A 16,405-nucleotide genomic window follows, 5' to 3' on the forward strand; every position below is an offset into this window, starting at 1 on the left:
AATCCCAGTTCGAGGCACCGCCTCGCGAGCCGCGCACCGACGCGGCCGACCCACCGCTCCTCGGCGTGCCCGGAAACGGGCGCCCGGACGGTGGACACCACCGGGCCGCGCGCCCGAGAGACCGGTCACCCCCGCCGGTGACCGCCCGACGCAAAGGCTGGAAACTGGCCATGTCGAACAGTCCGTCCGCGAAGGACTCGGCCACAACGAACGCCTCATCCCCCTCCCCCGTGCGTGCCGAGGACGAGAAGCTGCCGCTGCGGCTGCTGATCGTCTACGGGTTGCAGCACATCTTCACCATGTACGCGGGCGCGGTCGCGCCCGCCCTGGTCATCGGCGCCGCCGCGGGACTCGCGAACGAGCCCGCCGCCATGGGCATCCTCGTCAGCGGAGCGCTCCTGGCCGCGGGGATCGCCACCCTCCTCCAGACCGTCGGCCACCGGCGCCTCGGCGCGCAGATGCCGATCGTGGTCGCCTGCTCCTTCGTCCCGGTCAGCGCCATCACCTCGCTGGCGGCCGGGTCGAACGGGGAGAACCTGCCCGTGGCCTTCGGCGCGTCGATGGCCGCCGGGGTCTTCGCCCTGATCCTGACCCCGTTCTTCGGGCAGCTGATCCGCTTCTTCCCCCCGATCGTCACCGGGACGATCATCACCGTCATCGGGATCAGCCTGATGCCGGTCGCCGCCCGCTGGATCATGGACGGCGGGACCCGGACCCTGGAGGACGGGTCGACGGTGGCCGCGGCCCCGCTGGCCGACCTCGCGCTCGCCGGGTTCACCCTCGTACTCATCCTCGTCTGCTCCCGGGTCCTCCCGGGCCTCTGGGGACGCCTGTCGGTCCTGCTCGGACTGGTCGTGGGCACGCTCGCGGCGGTGCCCTTCGGCATGGCCGACTTCAGCCGGGTCGGTGAGGCCGACATCGTCTTCAACCCCGCGTCGGTCTTCTACTTCGGCGCGCCGCGCTTCGAACTCGCCGCCGTCCTGACCATGTGCGTCATCATGCTGGTCGTCCTCACCGAGGGCGCCTCGCACATCATCGCGGTCGGCGAGATCACCGGGTCGAAGGTGGACGCCAGGCGCATCTCCGCCGGTCTGCGCGCCGACGTGAGCGGGTCCATCATCGGGCCGGTCTTCAGCGCCACGCCCACCAGCTCCTTCGCGCAGAACATCGGGCTGCTGGCGCTCACCGGGATCCGCAGCCGGTTCGTCGTCGCGACGGGCGGTGTGATCCTGCTGGCGCTCGGCCTGTTCCCGATCCTGGGCGGGGTGATGGCCGCGTTGCCCGCCCCCGTGCTGGGCGGCGCTGGGCTCGTGCTCTTCGGCAGCGTGGCCGCCAGCGGCGTCAAGACCCTCGGCAAGGTCGACTTCACCGACAACCTCAACCTGGTGCTCGTCGCGACGTCCATGGGCGTGGCGGTCATCCCGCTGGCCTATCCGACCTTCTACGCCTTCCTCCCCGAGTCCGTGGAGATGATCGCGCACTCGGGCATCATCGGAGCCGCCCTGGTGTCGGTGCTGCTCAACATCTGCTTCAGCGTGATCGGGCGGACCCCGGACGGGGGATCCCCGGCCGAGACCGACACCGCCGAGATCGGCAGCACCGGTCCGGGCGAGGCCACGTACACCGACCAGGCCGGTGCGGCCTACCGCGGAGAGGAGCCGGAGTCCGCCGACGGCTCCCGGGGGTGACCGCCCCGCGGAGACGGTGCGGCGGCGCCCGGTCGGACCGGGCGCCGTCCGCGCGGCTCAGGCGCCCAGCGTCGGGTAGTCGGTGTACCCGCGGTGGTCGCCGCCGTAGAAGGTGGCGGAGTCGGGCTCGTTGAACGGGCCGCCCGCCTTGATCCGGGCGTCGAGGTCGGGGTTGGCCAGCCACGCGGCGCCCAGGGAGACGGCGTCCGCCAGGTCCTCCTCCCGTGCCTGGATCGCGGGGGCCGTGTCCAGGCCCGCGGCGGGGTTGTAGACGAAGGTGCCCGCCCACTCCTTGCGCAGGCGCTCGGCGTGCTCACGCGGACCCATCCCCACGACGTGGAGGAACGCCAGCTCGGACTGGTTCGGGATGGCCGCCAGGAGTGCCAGGTGCTGGCCGAGCGAGTCCGTCTCGGTGATGCCGTTGAAGGTGTTCCCGGGGGACACGCGCAGGGCGGTGCGCTCGGCGCCGATGGTGTCGGCGACGGCCGCGACCGCCTCGGCCGCGAACCGGGCCCGGCCGTCCGCGCCGCCGCCGTACTCGTCGGTGCGCTGGTTGGCGCCGTCGGCGAGGAACTGGTGGATGAGGTAGCCGTTGGCTCCGTGCAGCTCCACGCCGTCGAACCCGGCGGTGATCGCGTTGCGGGCGGCGGAGGCGAAGTCGTCCAGCGCCTCGGCGATGTCGGCGGAGGTCATCTCACGCGGGACCGGGTGGGGGACCATCCCGGAGCCGTCGAACAGGGACTGGCCGGAGGCGATCGCCGAGGGCGCGACCGGCAGGCCGCCGTCCGGGTACAGACTCGGGTGACCGATGCGGCCGGTGTGCATGATCTGCGCGTAGATGTGGCCGCCCTCGGCGTGGACGGCGTCGGTGACCTTCCGCCACGCCTCGACCTGCTCGGCGGAGTGCAGTCCGGGGGTGTTGATGTAGCCCTGGCCGCGCACGCTGGGCTGGACGCCCTCGGTGATGATCAGGCCGGCGGAGGCGCGCTGGGCGTAGTACTCGGCGACCAGGTCGCCCACGCGACCCTCCCCGTCCGCCCGGGACCGGGTCATCGGGGCCATGAAGAGGCGGTTGGGAAGTTCGTCGCGGCCGACGGTGATGGGCTCGAACAGCTGACTCATGTCGTCTCCAGGTCGTGTGCGGGGCGCCGCCCCTCGTTGACGACACCGACGGTAGGGAGGAGTGCTCGCCGTCCTCCCGCCGTCCGCTGTCCGCCCGCTGTCCGTCGGCTGTCCGCCCGTCGCCGAACGCGACCGGCTCGTCGGGATAAGCTGCCTGATATGCGATTCGGCGTGTTGGGGCAGCTCGCGGTGTGGACCGACGACGGCACGCCCGTCACCGTTCCCGGCGCCAAGGTCCGCGCCCTCCTGGCCCATCTGCTCGTCCACCGCGGAAGCTGGGTCTCCGCCGACCGGCTGAGTCTGGACCTGTGGGAGGATCCCCCGCCCGACCCCGCCGCCGCCCTCCAGACCGCCGTGTCGCGGCTGCGTCGCGCCCTGGAGAACGCCGAGCCCGGCTACCGGGAACGGGTGGAGTCCGGGCCGGCCGGATACCGGCTGCGGGTCGACGCGGCACAGCTGGACGCCGCGCGGTTCGAGGAGCTGGCCGGTCGGGCGCGCGGAGCGGCTCCCGGGGAGTCCGCGGACGTCCTCGGCCGGGCGCTGGAGCTGTGGCGCGGCCCGGCCCTGGCGGACCACGCGGACGCCCCCTTCGCCCGCCCCAGCGTCACCCGGTGGGAGGAGTTGCGGCTGTCGGCCGTGGAGGACCGGATCCGGGCCCGGCTCGACCTGGGCGAGGACGCCGCCCTGGTGGCCGAGCTCGACGACCTGGTGGACCGCGAGCCCCTGCGCGAGCGCCTGCGCGCCGCCCACATGCTCGCGCTGTACCGCGCCGGGCGCCAGTCCGAGGCCCTGGAGAGCTACCGGCGGATACGCGATCTGCTGGCCGACGCGGTGGGCGTGGACCCCGGCCCCGAGTTGGTCCGGCTGCACCAGGACATCCTCGCCCAGGACCCCGCGCTCACCCGGGCCGCCGCGTCGCGCGGCGCGGAGGGACACTCCGCGGAGGCACGTGACACGGGCGGCCGTTCCTCCGGACCGCGTGCCCGGGACGACCGGACCGACGCGGAGCCGGCCGCGCGCCCCGCACCGGCCGAGCCGGGTGGCGAACCGGACACGGCCGCGGCGCCGCCGCGGCTGCCGGGCAACGTTCCCGCCCCGCTGACCGAGGTCATCGGCCGGGAGGAGTCCGTCGCCCGCGTGCGCGCCGACGTCGAGCGGTTCCGCCTGGTCACCCTCATGGGTGCGGGCGGGGTGGGCAAGACGACGCTCGCGCTCGCCTCCGTGCGCCCCGCTCCTCCGCCCTCCTCCGCAGTGTGGTTCGTCGAACTCGCCGGTCGCGACGCCGACTCCACCACGCCCGAGAGCGTCGCCGAGGACATCGCGTCCGCCGTCGGCCTGTCCGACGAGGGCTGCTCGCCCGGACAGCGTTCCTCGGCGCTCCGGCTCGGCCGGTGCCTGGGCGCGGGCCTGCTCGTCCTGGACAACTGCGAGCACGTAGCCGGCCCTGTCGCCGCACTGGTGACCCAGCTGCTGCGCTCGGCCCCCGACCTGCGGGTCCTGGCCACCAGCCGCGAGCCCCTGGGCGTTCCCGGCGAGCGCCTCCACCAGGTCCGGCCGCTCGACCTGCCCCGGGAGGCCACCCCCGAGGCGCTGTCCGCGTCCACGGCGGTCGAGCTGTTCGTCCAGCGCGTGACCGCGTCCCTGCCCGGGTTCGCCGTCGACGCCGGCAACGCCGCCGCCGTCGACGCGATCTGCCGCCGCCTGGACGGTCTGCCGCTGGCCCTGGAGCTGGCCGCCGCGCGGGTGCGCTCCCTCGGCGTGCACGAACTGGCCGCCCGCCTGGACCACCGCTTCCAGGTCCTGGGCGGCGGCGGGGCGGGCCTCCACGCCCGTCAGCGCACCCTGCACGCCCTGGTGGACTGGAGCTGGCAGCCGCTCAGCGACGACGAACAGGCCGTCCTGCGCCGTCTGTCGGTGCACGCCGGGCCGTTCCGACTGGACAAGGCGGAGGCGATCGCCGGACTCACGCTGGAGGGGGCGCGCGCCGTGCCGGCCCCTGCCGTGGCCGGGCTGCTCGCCTCGCTCGTGGACCGGTCCCTGGTCGTGGCCGAGCAGAACCCCTGGTGCACCCGGTACCGGCTCCTGGAGACCATCCGGGCCTTCGCGCGGGAGCGGCTGGCCGAGGCCGGTGAGGAGACCGCCGCCGTCCGCGCGCTGACCGTATACCTGGCCGAGGAGTCCGCGCAGTTCGAACCCCGGCTCTTCGGCTCCGACAGCGAGCAGGGGCTCTGCCTGGAGTGGCTGGACCACGAGACGGCGAACCTGCGCACGTCGGTGGAGTGGGCCGCCGCCCAGGGCGAGGCCGCGCTGGCGCTGCGCATCGCCGGCGCCCTCGGCTGGTACTGGTACCTGAGGGGCCGCTACCGGGAGGGGCACCGCCTGCTGTCGCTGGCCCTGGCCGCTCCGGGCGGGCCGACCGACGCCGAACGCGCCACCGGACAGCTCTGGCACGCCGCCCTGTCGTTCGCGGTCACGCCCGGCCCGGAGGCGATGGAGTCGGCGCGGGCCGCGCTCGACCTGGCCGCGCGGCTGCCGGATCCCGCGGTCCTCGCCCGTACCCGCGCCCTCCTGGCCTTCATGACGTTCATGGCGGCGGTGGAGGGGGAGCCGCTGGACGCGCTGGACGAGCGGCTGGATGCCGCGCTGGCGGTGTTCGAGGCACGGTCGGACCGGTGGTGGCGGGCCTTCACCCTGCACCTGCGCGGATGGCGGTCGGTGCGGCACAGTCAGATGGCGGAGGCGGAACGCGACGCGCGGGAGAGCCTCGCGCTGTTCGAGGAGCTCGGAGAGCCGTGGGGGCGGGTCCGGGCGGGCAACCTGCTCGGAGTGCTCGCGGGGATCGAGGGCGACTACGCGGAGGCGGCGCGGCTGCACGGCGACGCGCTGGAGCAGGCGGAGCGGATCGGGCTGTGGCCGTCGGTGGCCGAGGAGTACACCCGCGTCGCGCGGGTCCACCTGCTCACCGGGGATCTGGACGCCTCGGACGAGGCCAATCGGCGCGCCATCGCCGTCGCCAGGGAGCAGGGGCTGCCGGACCCGGAGCGGTTCGCCCTGGTGGGTCTGGGGTTGGGCGCACGGCGGCGCGGCCGACTGGACGAGGCGGAGGGGCACCTCGGGAAGGTCCTGGCGTCGCACCGGGCGGACGGGTACCGCCACGGCTTGGCCTTCCTCCTGGCCGAACTGGGCTTCTGCGCCGAGATGCGCGGGGACGCGCCCCTGGCGCGGGAACGGCATGCCGAGGGGCTGGAGTACGCCCGGCGGAGCGACGACCCTCGGGCGGTGGCCTACGCCCTGGAGGGGCTCGCCGGGGTGGCGCTGGCCGAGGAGGACGGCGTGCTCGCCGCACGGTTGCTGGGCGCTGCCGCCCGCACCCGCGAGGACGTCGGGGTGCCGCTCCAGCCCGGTGACCGGTTCGACGTCGACCGCCTCACCCGGGCCGTCCACGGGCTGATCGGCGCCGCCGGGGCGGAGCGGGAGTTCGCGCGGGGCCACGCGGCCGGGACCGATGCGGCGATCGGATGGGCGCTGGCCGACATCCCCGTCGGCTGATCCGGACGGCGGCCCCCGCCGCGCACGGGCGGCCGACGCGTGCGCGCCGTGTACGCCCCTGTACGTTGTGTGCGCACCGTGTACGCCGTGGCCACATCCGGCCACGGCGTGTGCGCGTCCGCGGCACGGGGAAGCGGGCCTCACCTGCCCAAGGGGCCAAACCAGGCGTTCCGCCACGATGGACACGCTGCGTTAGACGGATTGACAGGATTTGCGGCATTCCTTAGCAATGACGCCAAATGTCCGACGCCTCACCCCCCGCTCCACGGAGGCCGTGTCATGCGTTCCCCCACCCCCCGACGAATCCTCGCCCCCCTCGCCGCCGGAGCACTCGTCCTCGGGCTGCTCAGCCCCGCCAGTGCCGACACCGCGGACGACCCCGCGCTGTACGAGGTCAGCGGTGTGTCGACGGCGCAGGAACGGACCGAGATCGCCTCGACCGGTGCCGCGATCGACGACGTCAGCGCCGACACGGTGCTCGTCACCGCGACGGCCGAGACCGCCCGGGCCATCGACGGCCTCGGGTACGAGGTCACCGAGTTCAACCCGCCCACCACGCAGTTCGCCCCCGACGACGGGTACACCACCTACTCCGAGTTGCGCGACGCCGTGGACCAGGTCGTCGCCCAGAACCCGGGCATCGCCGCCCAGTCGGTCTACGGGTACTCCTACCAGGGGCGTGAGCTGATCGCGATCAAGATCAGCGACAACGTCGGCACCGACGAGGACGAGCCCGAGGTCCTCTTCACGCACTCGCAGCACGCGCGCGAGCACCTGACGGTCGAGATGGCCGTCTACCTGATGGAGCTGCTCACCGGCGAGTACGGCTCCGACACGAGGATCACCGACCTGGTGGACGGCCGGGAGATCTGGATCCTGCCCATGGTCAACCCCGACGGCGCCGAGTACGACATGGCGGGCTCGTCGTGGCGGTACTGGCGCAAGAACCGGCAGCCCAACGCGGGTTCGTCGTACGTCGGCACCGACCTCAACCGCAACTGGGACTACAACTGGGGCTGCTGCGGCGGTTCCTCGGGCAGCACGTCGAGCGAGACCTACCGCGGCTCCGCCCCGGAGTCCGCCCCCGAGGTCGCCCAGGTCGCCGACTTCGTGCGGAGCCGGGTGGTCGGCGGCGAGCAGCAGATCACGTCCGCGATCGACTTCCACACCTACAGCGAGCTCATCCTGTGGCCGTTCGGCTACACCTACAGCGAGGTCACGAACGGGATGAACCGCGACGAGTACGACACCCACGCGGCCCTGGGCACGTACATGGCCCGCGCCAACGGGTACACGCCCCAGCAGTCCAGCGACCTGTACGTGACGGACGGGACGATCAACGACTGGCTGTGGGGCGACCAGCGGATCGTCAACTTCACCTACGAGATGTACCCGAGCAGCTTCTGGGGCGGGGGCTTCTACCCGCCGTCCTCGGTGATCGACCGGGAGACCGCACGCAACCGCGAGGCGGTCCTGCGCCTGCTCGACTACGCCGACTGCCCGTACCGCATCATCGGCGAGGAGGACGCCTACTGCGGCTGACCCTCCGAGCCCGACGGTGGCCCCGGCGCGTGAGCGCGCGCCGGGGCCACCGGTCTGTGGATTCCGCGGTGCGAACCGACCTCGCATCCCTACAGTGGCCGGAGATCGAACGCCAGGAGGTCACCATGAGCGTTGCCCTGATCGACATCGACGACGAGGCACAGGACAGAGCCGCCGTCCTGGGCACCTCGACCCCCGAGGAAACGGTCAACACCGCCCTTCGGCAGGAGGTCGAGTGCATGGAACGAGTGTTGCTTCGAGCGGGCGCCGATGACGTCAGCCCCGGTACACCTGGCCCCGGTGACCCACGTGAAGGACGAGAACCGTGACGATCCCGTCCTGAATGTCAGCGATGATCCGGTAGTCCCCGACCCGATAGCGCCAGAGGTCACCCAGTCTGTTGCCCTGCAGAGCATCCCCGAGCGCGCGCGGATCCTCGGTGCCCGAGATCCGGTCGTTCAGGAACCGGAGGATTCTTCGTGCGACCTGTCCGTCCAGCTTGCGCAGCTCACGCTTGGCATCATCGTGGAGGTCAACTTTCCAGGCCATATTCGTCCATCACGTCCGAGAGCGGCGTCGTGCTACTCCGCCCCGCCCGCAGGTCCTCAAGCCTGCTCTCGGCGAGGTAGATCTCTTCCAGCTCATCCAGGTGAGCGACAATCGCCTCTCGGGCGTAGAAGCTCTTCGACCTGCCGGTTTCCTTGGCCAGGGCTTCGAGTCTCTCCTCGATCTCAGCCGGAAGACGCAGTGCCAACATGGTGAACCTCCCTGGTTGCTATACAAGTATAGCACCGGAGCGGATGACTCCGAGCACTCAAAGGGCCCCGGTGCGCGAGCGCGCGCCGGGGCCGCCGTGGCCAGGCGTCAGTCGCCGGGCGGCGGCGGGTTCGGCACGCTCGGGGCGTGCTGGACCGCGGGAAGGAGCACGCCGAGCTCCAGCGGCCCGACCGTCGGTCCGAGGCTGGTGGGTCCGCCGTCGGCGGCGGACGTCTGGACGGAGACGACGAAGGCCAACTCCAGCAAGATCTCCACGGATCCCGGGTCCACGCTCACGCCCGGTCGGACGTCCGCCAGCGCGAGCCCTCCTCCCGCCCACGTGAGCGCCCCGGCCAGCCCCGCGACCGCCATCGTCCTGCTCAAGGTACGCATGCGTCTCCCCTGTCCGCCCACGGAGTCCCTTCCGCGGGAATCACCTGATGAACACCGCATATGTACCCTGAGTGATGATTCTATGGCTTGTGGTTAGGTGAAGATCCGGTATGCCCGTCCGGCGCGGGCCCGAGCCACGGCCGCGCCCGCCGCATGCCACCCACACGAGGTCCCGGCACGCGCGCGTGCCGGGACCGTGGAGCCAGGGGAACTCAGCCCCGGGTCAGCAGCCGACCGGCGGGCGCGGACAGGTCGACGTCCGCGCCGCGCAGGATCGTGCGGCGTACCCGGCCCACCAGGTCGGCTCCGTCGTAGGCGCTCACCGGGTTCTTGTGCTGGAGGTCGCGCGCGACCACGTGCAGCGCCTCCTCCGGGGCCACGATCGCGAAGTCCGCGTCCTTGCCCTCGGCGATCGAGCCCTTGCCCTGGACCCCGGCGACCCGTGCCGGGCCGGAGGACATCCACCGCACGACGTCCACCAGCGGCACCCCGCGCCGACGCGCCTCGGTCCACACCGCGCTGAAGCCGACCTGGAGCCCGGACACCCCGCCCCAGGCCGTCCCGAAGTCCCCGGTGTCCAGGTCCTTCAGGTCCGGCGTGCTCGGCGAGTGGTCGCTGACCACGCAGTCGATCAGTCCGTCCGACAACGCCCGCCACAGCAGGTCCCGGTTGGCGTGGCCGCGGATCGGCGGGCAGCACTTGAACTGAGTGGCACCGGCGGGGATCGCCTCGGCCTCCAGCGTCAGGTAGTGCGGGCACGTCTCCACGGTCAGCGGCACACCGTCCGCACGGGCCTGGGAGATCAGCGGCAGCGCCGAGGCGCTGGACAGGTGCAGGATGTGCGCTCTGGTACCGGTCCGGCGCGCGGTCTCGATGACCAGCGCGATCGCCTCGTGTTCGGCCTCGTCGGGGCGCGAGGCCAGGAAGGCCGCGTACTCGCGGCCCGACGCCGCGGGCGCCCCGTCCAGGACCGAGGGGTCCTCGGCGTGCACGATGATCTGGCCGCCGAACTCCCCGATCGCCTCCGCCGCCGTACGCAGCCGGTCGGGCGACAGGTGCCCGAACTCGTCCACGCCGGACGGCGACAGGAACGCCTTGAACCCGTACACGCCCTGCTCGTGCAGCGCCCGCAGTTCCTCGGTGGCGCCGGGGGTGCTGTTCTCGGGCACGGCCCCGCCCCAGAAGCCGACGTCCACCGCGACCTGGTCGCGCGCCACGGAGCGCTTGACGTTCAGGCCGTCCACGGTGGTGGTCGGGGGGACGCTGTTGAGCGGCATGTCGACGATCGTGGTCACACCGCCCAGCGCGGCGGCGCGCGTGGCGCTGGCGAAGCCCTCCCACTCGGTGCGGCCGGGCTCGTTGACGTGCACGTGGGAGTCGACCAGCCCGGGCAGCAGCACCTCGTCTTCGGCCAGGACGATCTCCCTGGCCGCGTCCGCCGCGGCGTCCGCGCCCGGCAGGACGGCGGTGATCCGGCCGCCGTCGACGGCGACGGTCACCGCCCGCTCGCCGTCGGGGGTGACGGCGCGCCGGGCGCGCAGAACGAGGTCGTGGGTGGTCATCACTGCTCCTGTCCGACTCGGCGGGTGGCCAGCCCCAGCAGGGCGGCCGTGTCCGTCCCGGTGTGCTCCTGGACCTCGGCCTCGTCGAGCGCGCCGCAGCGCACCCCGTTGACCAGGGCCGACGCCAGCGCCTGTGCGGTGGCGGGCTCGTCCATGACGCCGCCGGCCACGGCGCCGAAGTAGGCCTTCAGGCGGGCCGCGGCGGGGGCGAAGGCCTCCCGGTAGAAGGCGTAGGTGGCCAGGAACCGCATGGGAAGCTGGCCCGGGTGCAGGTCCCAGCCCTGGTAGTACCCGCGTTCCAGGGACCGGCGCACCAGTCCGGCGTGCAGTCGCCAGGCCTCGTGGACGTCCGCGCGCCCGCCCACGGGCAGGACGTTGCTGCCCCCGTCGGAGAGCCACACGCCGGTGCCGGCCGCGGCGAGCTGCATGACCGCCTTGGCGTGGTCGGCGACCGGGTGGGCCAGGCTCTGGTAGGCGGCGGTGATCCCGCAGGCGGCGCTGTAGTCGTAGGTGCCGTAGTGCAGGGCGCTCGCCCGCCCCTGGGCGGCGCCGATCATCCGGGCCACGGCGGCCGTGCCGTCCTGGAGCAGGATCGACTGGGGGGTCTCGATCTGGAGCTCGAAGCGCAGGCGGCCCTCGGGCAGGTCGAACCGCCGCTCCAGCCGGTCGCAGACCCAGGCCGTGGCCTCGACCTGCTCGACGGAGGTGATCTTGGGGAGGGTCAGGACGAGGTTGTCCGGCAGGGCGCCGTGGCGCTCCAGGAGGGTCTGGAGGAACAGGGTGAGGCTGCGGACCCCGCGGTGCCGTCCGGCGGCCTCCATGCCCTTCATCCGGACGCCGAAGTAGGGGGTGGCGGTGCCCGCGGCGAGGTCGGCGCAGAAGGCTCCGGCGGCGGAGGCCGCGTCGGCGTCCTCGGCCTCGTCACCGCGGTTCCCGTACCCGTCCTCCAGGTCGGCTCGCAGGTCCTCGATCGGTTCGCGGTCGAGCTTGGCGCGCACGCGCGGCAGCGCCTCGGCGACGGCGGACTCGCTCAGCCCGGTGATCTCGACGAGGTCGGCGGCCTTCGGGGCGAACTCGTCGAGGGCGGCCAGAGCCTGGCGCCCCCAGTCGGCGGCGAGGCCGGGGCGGATCCGGTCCGCGGGAACGTAGACGGTGTGCACCGGCTGGCGCGCGGTGTTGGCTCCGGGGTACTCGCGGGCCAGGCGCGCGTCGGCGGCGGCCAGACGGGCGTCCAACGCTGTGGTGAGTTCGTCGAGGGACAGGGGGTCCTCCGCTGTCACGTTGCGGTTCCTCTCCGTAGGGGTGGTCCGGCCTGCCAAGGGAAGGCCCACCAGAATTCCTATATGCGGATGCTAACTTCTGCGATCCGGAATAACAAGAGTTCAGCGGTGTCGGGAGTGCCCCCGATCGCCCCGACCCGTGGCGCTTGGGGCAGCGCTACGTGACTGTGCCGTGCTATAGAGGACTCAGAGATGGGAAGTACTTTTCGTATCGCAGAATAAAGACCGTGACTTCAAGCGGCCTTCACAGGGGAGCATGACCGTTGTCAGCCTCGCAGACCACCCAGACCGACACCCCGCCCCTACCTGAGGAGACCGGTAGGCGCGGTCGATCCGGTGGGGTGCAGTCCCTCGAACGGGCCTTCGCCCTGCTGGAGATCATGGCGGAGGCGGGCGGTGAGACCTCCCTCAGCCAGCTCGCCGAGTCGTCCCAGCTGCCGTTGCCCACCATCCACCGGATCATCCGGACGCTGGTCGGCAACGGGTACGTACGGCAGCTGCCCTCGCGCCGCTACGCCCTCGGACCCCGGCTCATCGGCCTGGGCGACAAGGCCTCCCAGATGCTCGGCACCTGGGCCCGGCCCCACCTCGCCCACCTGGTCGAGGTCCTGGGCGAGACCGCCAACCTGGCGATGCTCGACGGGGACAAGGTCATCTACGTGGCTCAGGTGCCCTCGCCGCACGCCATGCGCATGTTCACCGAGGTCGGCCGACGCGTCCTGCCGCACTCGGCCGGAGTCGGCAAGGCCCTGCTGTCGCAGCTGACCGACGAGGAGGCGCTGGCGACCGTGCGCCGCACCGGCATGCCCGCCGCGACCGACCGCACCATCACCAGCCCCGAGGACTTCGTCGCCGAACTGCAGCGCATCCGCGAACGCGGCTTCGCCATCGACGACGGCGAGCAGGAGATCGGCGTGCGCTGCGTAGCGGTGCCCGTGGAGGGCGCACCCTCCCGGATGGCCGTGTCCGTCTCGGGTCCGGACCGCCGTGTGACCTGGGATTTCGTCGACAGAGCCGCCCCGCTGGTCCAGGAGGCCGCCCGCACCCTGGCCTCCGACCTCAACCACCAGACCTGACCCGTTCCCCGGACGGGCCGTGACCGGAGTGGTCACGGCCCCGCCTCCGTTTCCCGGAACGGCCACCTGCGGGGGTTACCGTGCGGGCCTCAGCGAAGCGGAGGCCCGCAGAGACTAGGTCGGTTGGTCGAAGCCCAGCTTGCGCAGCTGCTTGGGATCGCGCTGCCAGTCCTTGGCCACCCGCACGCGCAGGTCCAGGAAGACGCGCCGCCCCAGCAGCCCCTCGATCTGCTTGCGCGCCCGCGAGCCGACGTCGCGCAGCCGCGACCCCTTCGACCCGATGACGATCGCCTTCTGGCTGGAGCGCTCCACGTACAGCGACGCGTAGATGTCCACCAGCTCCTTGCCGGGCCGGGTGTTCTCCCGCTCGGTCATCTCGTCCACGACCACCGCGATCGAGTGCGGCAACTCGTCGCGCACGCCCTCCAGCGCCGCCTCGCGCACCAACTCCGCCACGAGCATCTCGTCGGGCTCGTCGGTCAGGTCGCCGTCCGGGTAGAGCGGCGGCCCCTCCGGCAGGTGCGAGCACAGCACGTCGGTCACCGTGTCGAGCTGGAACCCGCCCTGGGCCGACACCGGCACGATGTCCGCCCAGTCGCCCAGCTCCTGCACCGCCAGCAACTGCTCGCCGACGGCCGCCCGGTCGGCCAGGTCGGTCTTGGTGACCAGGGCGACCACCGGCGTGTTGGTCTGCTCCGCCAACTCCTTGGCGATGTAGGCGTCGCCCCGGCCGATCGGCTCGTTGGCGGGCAGACAGAACGCGATCACGTCCACCTCGACCAGCGTGGACCGCACCAACGAGTCCAGCCGCTCCCCCAGCAGCGTGCGGGGTTTGTGCAGGCCGGGCGTGTCCACGATGATCAGCTGGGCGTCGGGCCGGTGGACGATCCCGCGCACCGTCCGCCGGGTCGTCTGCGGCCGGTTGCTGGTGATCGCGACCTTCTGGCCGACCAGCGCGTTCATCAGCGTGGACTTGCCCACGTTGGGACGGCCCACGAAGCAGGCGAACCCGCTGCGGTAACCCTCCGGACGGGAGAGCGCGGGCAGCGGAAGCCGAAGCCTCTCCAGGTCGAGGTCGTTCATCTTTCCTTCTCAGCGCCGGGTGATGCTCGCGGGCACCCCGTCGGGGGCGGCGATCACCACCACCTGGGTCTTCAGGTCGTCCGCGACCGCGCGGTCGTCCTCGTTCAGTTCCTTGGCCTCGGTCACCACCACCGCGGCCTCCAGAGCGGAGGCCTCGCTGGACACGGCCGCGGCGACGGCCGCCTGCAACGCGGTGAGCCGGAGCGAGGGCAGCGACACCGTCGTGGCGACGTACGTGCGCCCGGTCTCGTCGCGTACCGCCGCGCCCTCGGCCGCCGCGTTGCGGGCCCGGGAGGCCCGGGCGAGGGTGATGAGCTTGCCGTCCTCGGGGCCCAGCCCCGTCGTGTCCGTCACTGCTCCGTGCTCCTTACGTCCTCGTTCCGCCCCTGGCCGCCGGGAGCCCCGCCGTCGTCCGGCAGGCGCTCCACCAGGGCCGTGGTCAGGCGGTTCCGGCGACCGCCCCGACCCTCCAGGGTGAGTCTGAGACCAGCGTATTGCGCCTGTGCACCACCCGCGGGGACCCGGCCCAGCACGTACGCCACCAGACCGCCGACCGTCTCCACCTCCGGGGCGTCCAGGTCCAGGTCGGGGAAGAGCTCGGCGAGCTCCCCCAGCGGAAGCCGGGCGGTCACCCGCACCCGCGACTCGTCCAGCCACTGCACCGGCGGGATCTCGTGGTCGTACTCGTCGGTGATCTCCCCGACGATCTCCTCCACGATGTCCTCCAGCGTCACCAGGCCCGCCGTGCCGCCGTACTCGTCGATGGCCACGGCGACGTGGTTGCGCTGCTGCTGCATCTCGCGCAGGAGCTCGTCGATCGGCTTGGTGTCGGGCACGTAGGTGGCCGGGCGCATGACGTCCGCGGCGGTCATCGGCGGCTCAGTGCCCCCGCCCGCGGTCGCCGACCAGCGGTCGCGCAGCCTCTCCACCAGGTCCTTGAGGTAGACGATGCCGACCACGTCGTCCTCGTCCTCCCCCGTCACCGGGATCCGCGAATAGCCGCTGGCCAGCGCGAGCGACAGGACCGCGTCGGCGTCCGCCTCCCGGTTGGTGAACACGATGTCGGGGCGCGGCACCATGACCTCGCGCACCGAGGTGTCGTCGAGCTTGAACACCGAGTGGATCATCTGGCGTTCCTCGGGGTCGATCACCTCGCCCCGCTCGGCCAGGTCCACGAGCTGGCGCAGTTCCACCTCGGTGCTGAACGGACCCTCGCGGTCCCCCTTCTCCCGGGGGGTGAGCGCCCGGCCCACCCCCACCAGGAGCTGGGCGACCGGCCCCACCACGTACTGCAGGGGCTGCACGACGGCCGCGCTCGCCAACGCGATCGGCCCGGCGAACTGGCGGCCGAGGATGCGCGGGGCGATCGCGACGAACACCGACTCGACCACGACCAGCGCGACCAGGGCCAGGACCAGCGCGGGCCAGCCCGGTCCGAGCAGGACCACCATGCCCGACGCGGTGGCCAGCACCGCGCACACCTCGGTGACCACGCGCAGGAGCAGCAGGACGTTCAGGTGGCGGGTGGGGTCGGCGGCCACGCGCGCCCACCCCGGGGCGGAGCCCCGCTCACCGGACGCCTCGGGCAGCCCCACGGAGGCCACCCGGGTGACCGCCACCTCGGCGGCGGCGAGGAACCCGGCCGCGGCCGTCAGCAGCAGGGCGGCGGCGAACGCGCCCGCCCACAGGACGGGGTCGCCCGCGGCCCACGGGTCCGTGGTCGACGCGGCGCTCATCGGTCGCTCTCGTCTCCCCCGGACACGGTCGCCTCACGCTCACGCCAGGCGGAGAGGATCTCGGCCTGGAGACCGAACATCTCCTTGTGCTCGTCGGGCTCGGCGTGGTCGTAGCCCAGCAGGTGCAGGATGCCGTGCGTGCACAGCAGGTCGATCTCGGCCTCGGTCGAGTGCCCGGCCTTGCGCGCCTGGCGTTCGGCGACCTGGGGGCAGATGATCACGTCGCCGAGGACGCCCGGCTCGCTGGTGCGGCCGGGGCCCCCGGGACGCAGCTCGTCCATCGGGAAGGAGAGGACGTCGGTGGGCCCGGGCTCGTCCATCCACCGGACGTGCAGGTCCGTCATCGGTTCCTCGTCCACCAGCACCACGGACAGCTCGGCCAGCGGGTGGACGCGCATGGCGTCGAGCACGTGCCGAGCCAGGCGGGAGAGTCGCTCCTCGTCCACGGTGGTGACGCCCGACTCGTTGGCGACGTCGATACTCATCGGTTGCGGCTGCCTCACTTGGGAATCGTCATGGCCGAGCGGGATGACCGCCCGGCGGCGCGTCGCCGTCGCGTCCGCGCCGGGACGCCCGACGCCGATGGGCCCGCACCACGGCGGGCCCATCAGCTCGGAC

Annotated in this window: 14 protein-coding genes; 4 read left to right on the top strand and 10 right to left on the bottom strand. The window is 72.7% G+C overall.

Annotated features, from left to right (window positions below; genetic code table 11):
• The first annotated feature begins 170 nt into the window (after positions 1 to 170).
• Positions 171 to 1,688 carry a nucleobase:cation symporter-2 family protein gene (locus ACIBFB_RS03495; protein WP_397225743.1) on the top strand — a complete coding sequence of 506 codons (1,518 nt, stop codon included), beginning with the start codon at positions 171 to 173 and terminating at the stop codon, positions 1,686 to 1,688.
• Between the two features lie 57 nt (positions 1,689 to 1,745).
• On the opposite strand, the gene ACIBFB_RS03500 is transcribed toward ACIBFB_RS03495, so the two are convergent.
• On the bottom strand, positions 1,746 to 2,810 hold the full coding sequence (locus tag ACIBFB_RS03500; protein WP_397225745.1) for an alkene reductase: 1,065 nt from the start codon (positions 2,808 to 2,810) through the stop codon (positions 1,746 to 1,748).
• A gap of 159 nt (positions 2,811 to 2,969) precedes the next feature.
• Between ACIBFB_RS03500 and ACIBFB_RS03505 the strand changes: the two genes are divergently transcribed.
• Together ACIBFB_RS03505 and ACIBFB_RS03510 are read left to right on the top strand one after the other, a co-directional pair.
• Complete coding sequence (locus ACIBFB_RS03505; protein ID WP_397225747.1) at positions 2,970 to 6,359, top strand: AfsR/SARP family transcriptional regulator; 3,390 nt, start codon at positions 2,970 to 2,972, stop codon at positions 6,357 to 6,359.
• 279 nt (positions 6,360 to 6,638) lie between these two features.
• The gene (locus ACIBFB_RS03510) at positions 6,639 to 7,901 is read left to right on the top strand and encodes a M14 family metallopeptidase (RefSeq protein WP_397225749.1); all 1,263 of its coding nucleotides are present in this window, start codon (positions 6,639 to 6,641) and stop codon (positions 7,899 to 7,901) included.
• A gap of 276 nt (positions 7,902 to 8,177) precedes the next feature.
• Here the strand turns inward: ACIBFB_RS03510 and ACIBFB_RS03515 are convergent, their stop codons facing one another.
• The 5 genes from ACIBFB_RS03515 to ACIBFB_RS03535 form a co-directional block, all read right to left on the bottom strand.
• Complete coding sequence (locus ACIBFB_RS03515; RefSeq protein ID WP_397225751.1) at positions 8,178 to 8,450, bottom strand: type II toxin-antitoxin system RelE/ParE family toxin; 273 nt, start codon at positions 8,448 to 8,450, stop codon at positions 8,178 to 8,180.
• On the bottom strand, positions 8,434 to 8,658 hold the full coding sequence (locus ACIBFB_RS03520; RefSeq protein WP_397225753.1) for a TraY domain-containing protein: 225 nt from the start codon (positions 8,656 to 8,658) through the stop codon (positions 8,434 to 8,436). The genes ACIBFB_RS03515 and ACIBFB_RS03520 overlap by 17 nt, the downstream gene beginning before the upstream one ends.
• Before the next feature lie 107 nt (positions 8,659 to 8,765).
• The gene (locus tag ACIBFB_RS03525) at positions 8,766 to 9,050 is read right to left on the bottom strand and encodes a hypothetical protein (protein WP_397225755.1); all 285 of its coding nucleotides are present in this window, start codon (positions 9,048 to 9,050) and stop codon (positions 8,766 to 8,768) included.
• A gap of 212 nt (positions 9,051 to 9,262) precedes the next feature.
• Positions 9,263 to 10,612: an allantoinase AllB gene (gene allB / locus ACIBFB_RS03530; RefSeq protein WP_397225757.1), complete on the bottom strand. Its 1,350-nt coding sequence runs from the start codon at positions 10,610 to 10,612 to the stop codon at positions 9,263 to 9,265.
• Complete coding sequence (locus tag ACIBFB_RS03535) at positions 10,612 to 11,892, bottom strand: DUF6986 family protein (RefSeq protein ID WP_397225759.1); 1,281 nt, start codon at positions 11,890 to 11,892, stop codon at positions 10,612 to 10,614. The genes allB and ACIBFB_RS03535 overlap by 1 nt, the downstream gene beginning before the upstream one ends.
• Positions 11,893 to 12,233: 341 nt before the next feature.
• Between ACIBFB_RS03535 and ACIBFB_RS03540 the strand changes: the two genes are divergently transcribed.
• A complete protein-coding gene (locus tag ACIBFB_RS03540; RefSeq protein WP_397226419.1) occupies positions 12,234 to 12,968 on the top strand; it encodes an IclR family transcriptional regulator in 735 nt (244 codons plus the stop codon).
• A 114-nt stretch (positions 12,969 to 13,082) separates the two neighbouring features.
• Here ACIBFB_RS03540 and era read toward each other — a convergent pair whose 3' ends face one another.
• Genes era through ybeY form a run of 4 tightly spaced genes read right to left on the bottom strand, consistent with a single transcriptional unit; the run spans position 13,083 to position 16,272 of the window.
• Positions 13,083 to 14,051, bottom strand: coding sequence for a GTPase Era (gene era / locus ACIBFB_RS03545; RefSeq protein WP_397225761.1), 969 nt, complete (start codon positions 14,049 to 14,051; stop codon positions 13,083 to 13,085).
• Positions 14,052 to 14,060: 9 nt separating this feature from the next.
• Positions 14,061 to 14,405 (bottom strand): cytidine deaminase, encoded by a 345-nt coding sequence (locus ACIBFB_RS03550; RefSeq protein ID WP_358563438.1) that lies wholly within the window; start codon positions 14,403 to 14,405, stop codon positions 14,061 to 14,063.
• Positions 14,402 to 15,787 (bottom strand): hemolysin family protein, encoded by a 1,386-nt coding sequence (locus ACIBFB_RS03555; RefSeq protein ID WP_397225763.1) that lies wholly within the window; start codon positions 15,785 to 15,787, stop codon positions 14,402 to 14,404. The genes ACIBFB_RS03550 and ACIBFB_RS03555 overlap by 4 nt, the downstream gene beginning before the upstream one ends.
• A complete protein-coding gene (ybeY, locus tag ACIBFB_RS03560; RefSeq protein WP_397225765.1) occupies positions 15,784 to 16,272 on the bottom strand; it encodes an rRNA maturation RNase YbeY in 489 nt (162 codons plus the stop codon). Before ybeY ends, ACIBFB_RS03555 begins: the two co-directional genes overlap by 4 nt.
• Positions 16,273 to 16,405 lie beyond the last annotated feature (133 nt).

This window comes from Nocardiopsis sp. NPDC050513, from assembly GCF_044457925.1.
GTDB lineage: Bacteria > Actinomycetota > Actinomycetes > Streptosporangiales > Streptosporangiaceae > Nocardiopsis.

What these genes read in the sequence shown, in the direction of transcription:
- ACIBFB_RS03495 (WP_397225743.1), top strand. Translation starts at nt 171, where the DNA reads ATGTCGAACAGTCCGTCCGCGAAGGACTCGGCCACAACGAACGCCTCA.
- ACIBFB_RS03500 (WP_397225745.1), bottom strand. Translation starts at nt 2,810, where the DNA reads ATGAGTCAGCTGTTCGAGCCCATCACCGTCGGCCGCGACGAACTTCCC.
- ACIBFB_RS03505 (WP_397225747.1), top strand. Translation starts at nt 2,970, where the DNA reads ATGCGATTCGGCGTGTTGGGGCAGCTCGCGGTGTGGACCGACGACGGC.
- ACIBFB_RS03510 (WP_397225749.1), top strand. Translation starts at nt 6,639, where the DNA reads ATGCGTTCCCCCACCCCCCGACGAATCCTCGCCCCCCTCGCCGCCGGA.
- ACIBFB_RS03515 (WP_397225751.1), bottom strand. Translation starts at nt 8,450, where the DNA reads ATGGCCTGGAAAGTTGACCTCCACGATGATGCCAAGCGTGAGCTGCGC.
- ACIBFB_RS03520 (WP_397225753.1), bottom strand. Translation starts at nt 8,658, where the DNA reads ATGTTGGCACTGCGTCTTCCGGCTGAGATCGAGGAGAGACTCGAAGCC.
- ACIBFB_RS03525 (WP_397225755.1), bottom strand. Translation starts at nt 9,050, where the DNA reads ATGCGTACCTTGAGCAGGACGATGGCGGTCGCGGGGCTGGCCGGGGCG.
- allB (WP_397225757.1), bottom strand. Translation starts at nt 10,612, where the DNA reads ATGACCACCCACGACCTCGTTCTGCGCGCCCGGCGCGCCGTCACCCCC.
- era (WP_397225761.1), bottom strand. Translation starts at nt 14,051, where the DNA reads ATGAACGACCTCGACCTGGAGAGGCTTCGGCTTCCGCTGCCCGCGCTC.
- ACIBFB_RS03555 (WP_397225763.1), bottom strand. Translation starts at nt 15,787, where the DNA reads ATGAGCGCCGCGTCGACCACGGACCCGTGGGCCGCGGGCGACCCCGTC.
- ybeY (WP_397225765.1), bottom strand. Translation starts at nt 16,272, where the DNA reads ATGAGTATCGACGTCGCCAACGAGTCGGGCGTCACCACCGTGGACGAG.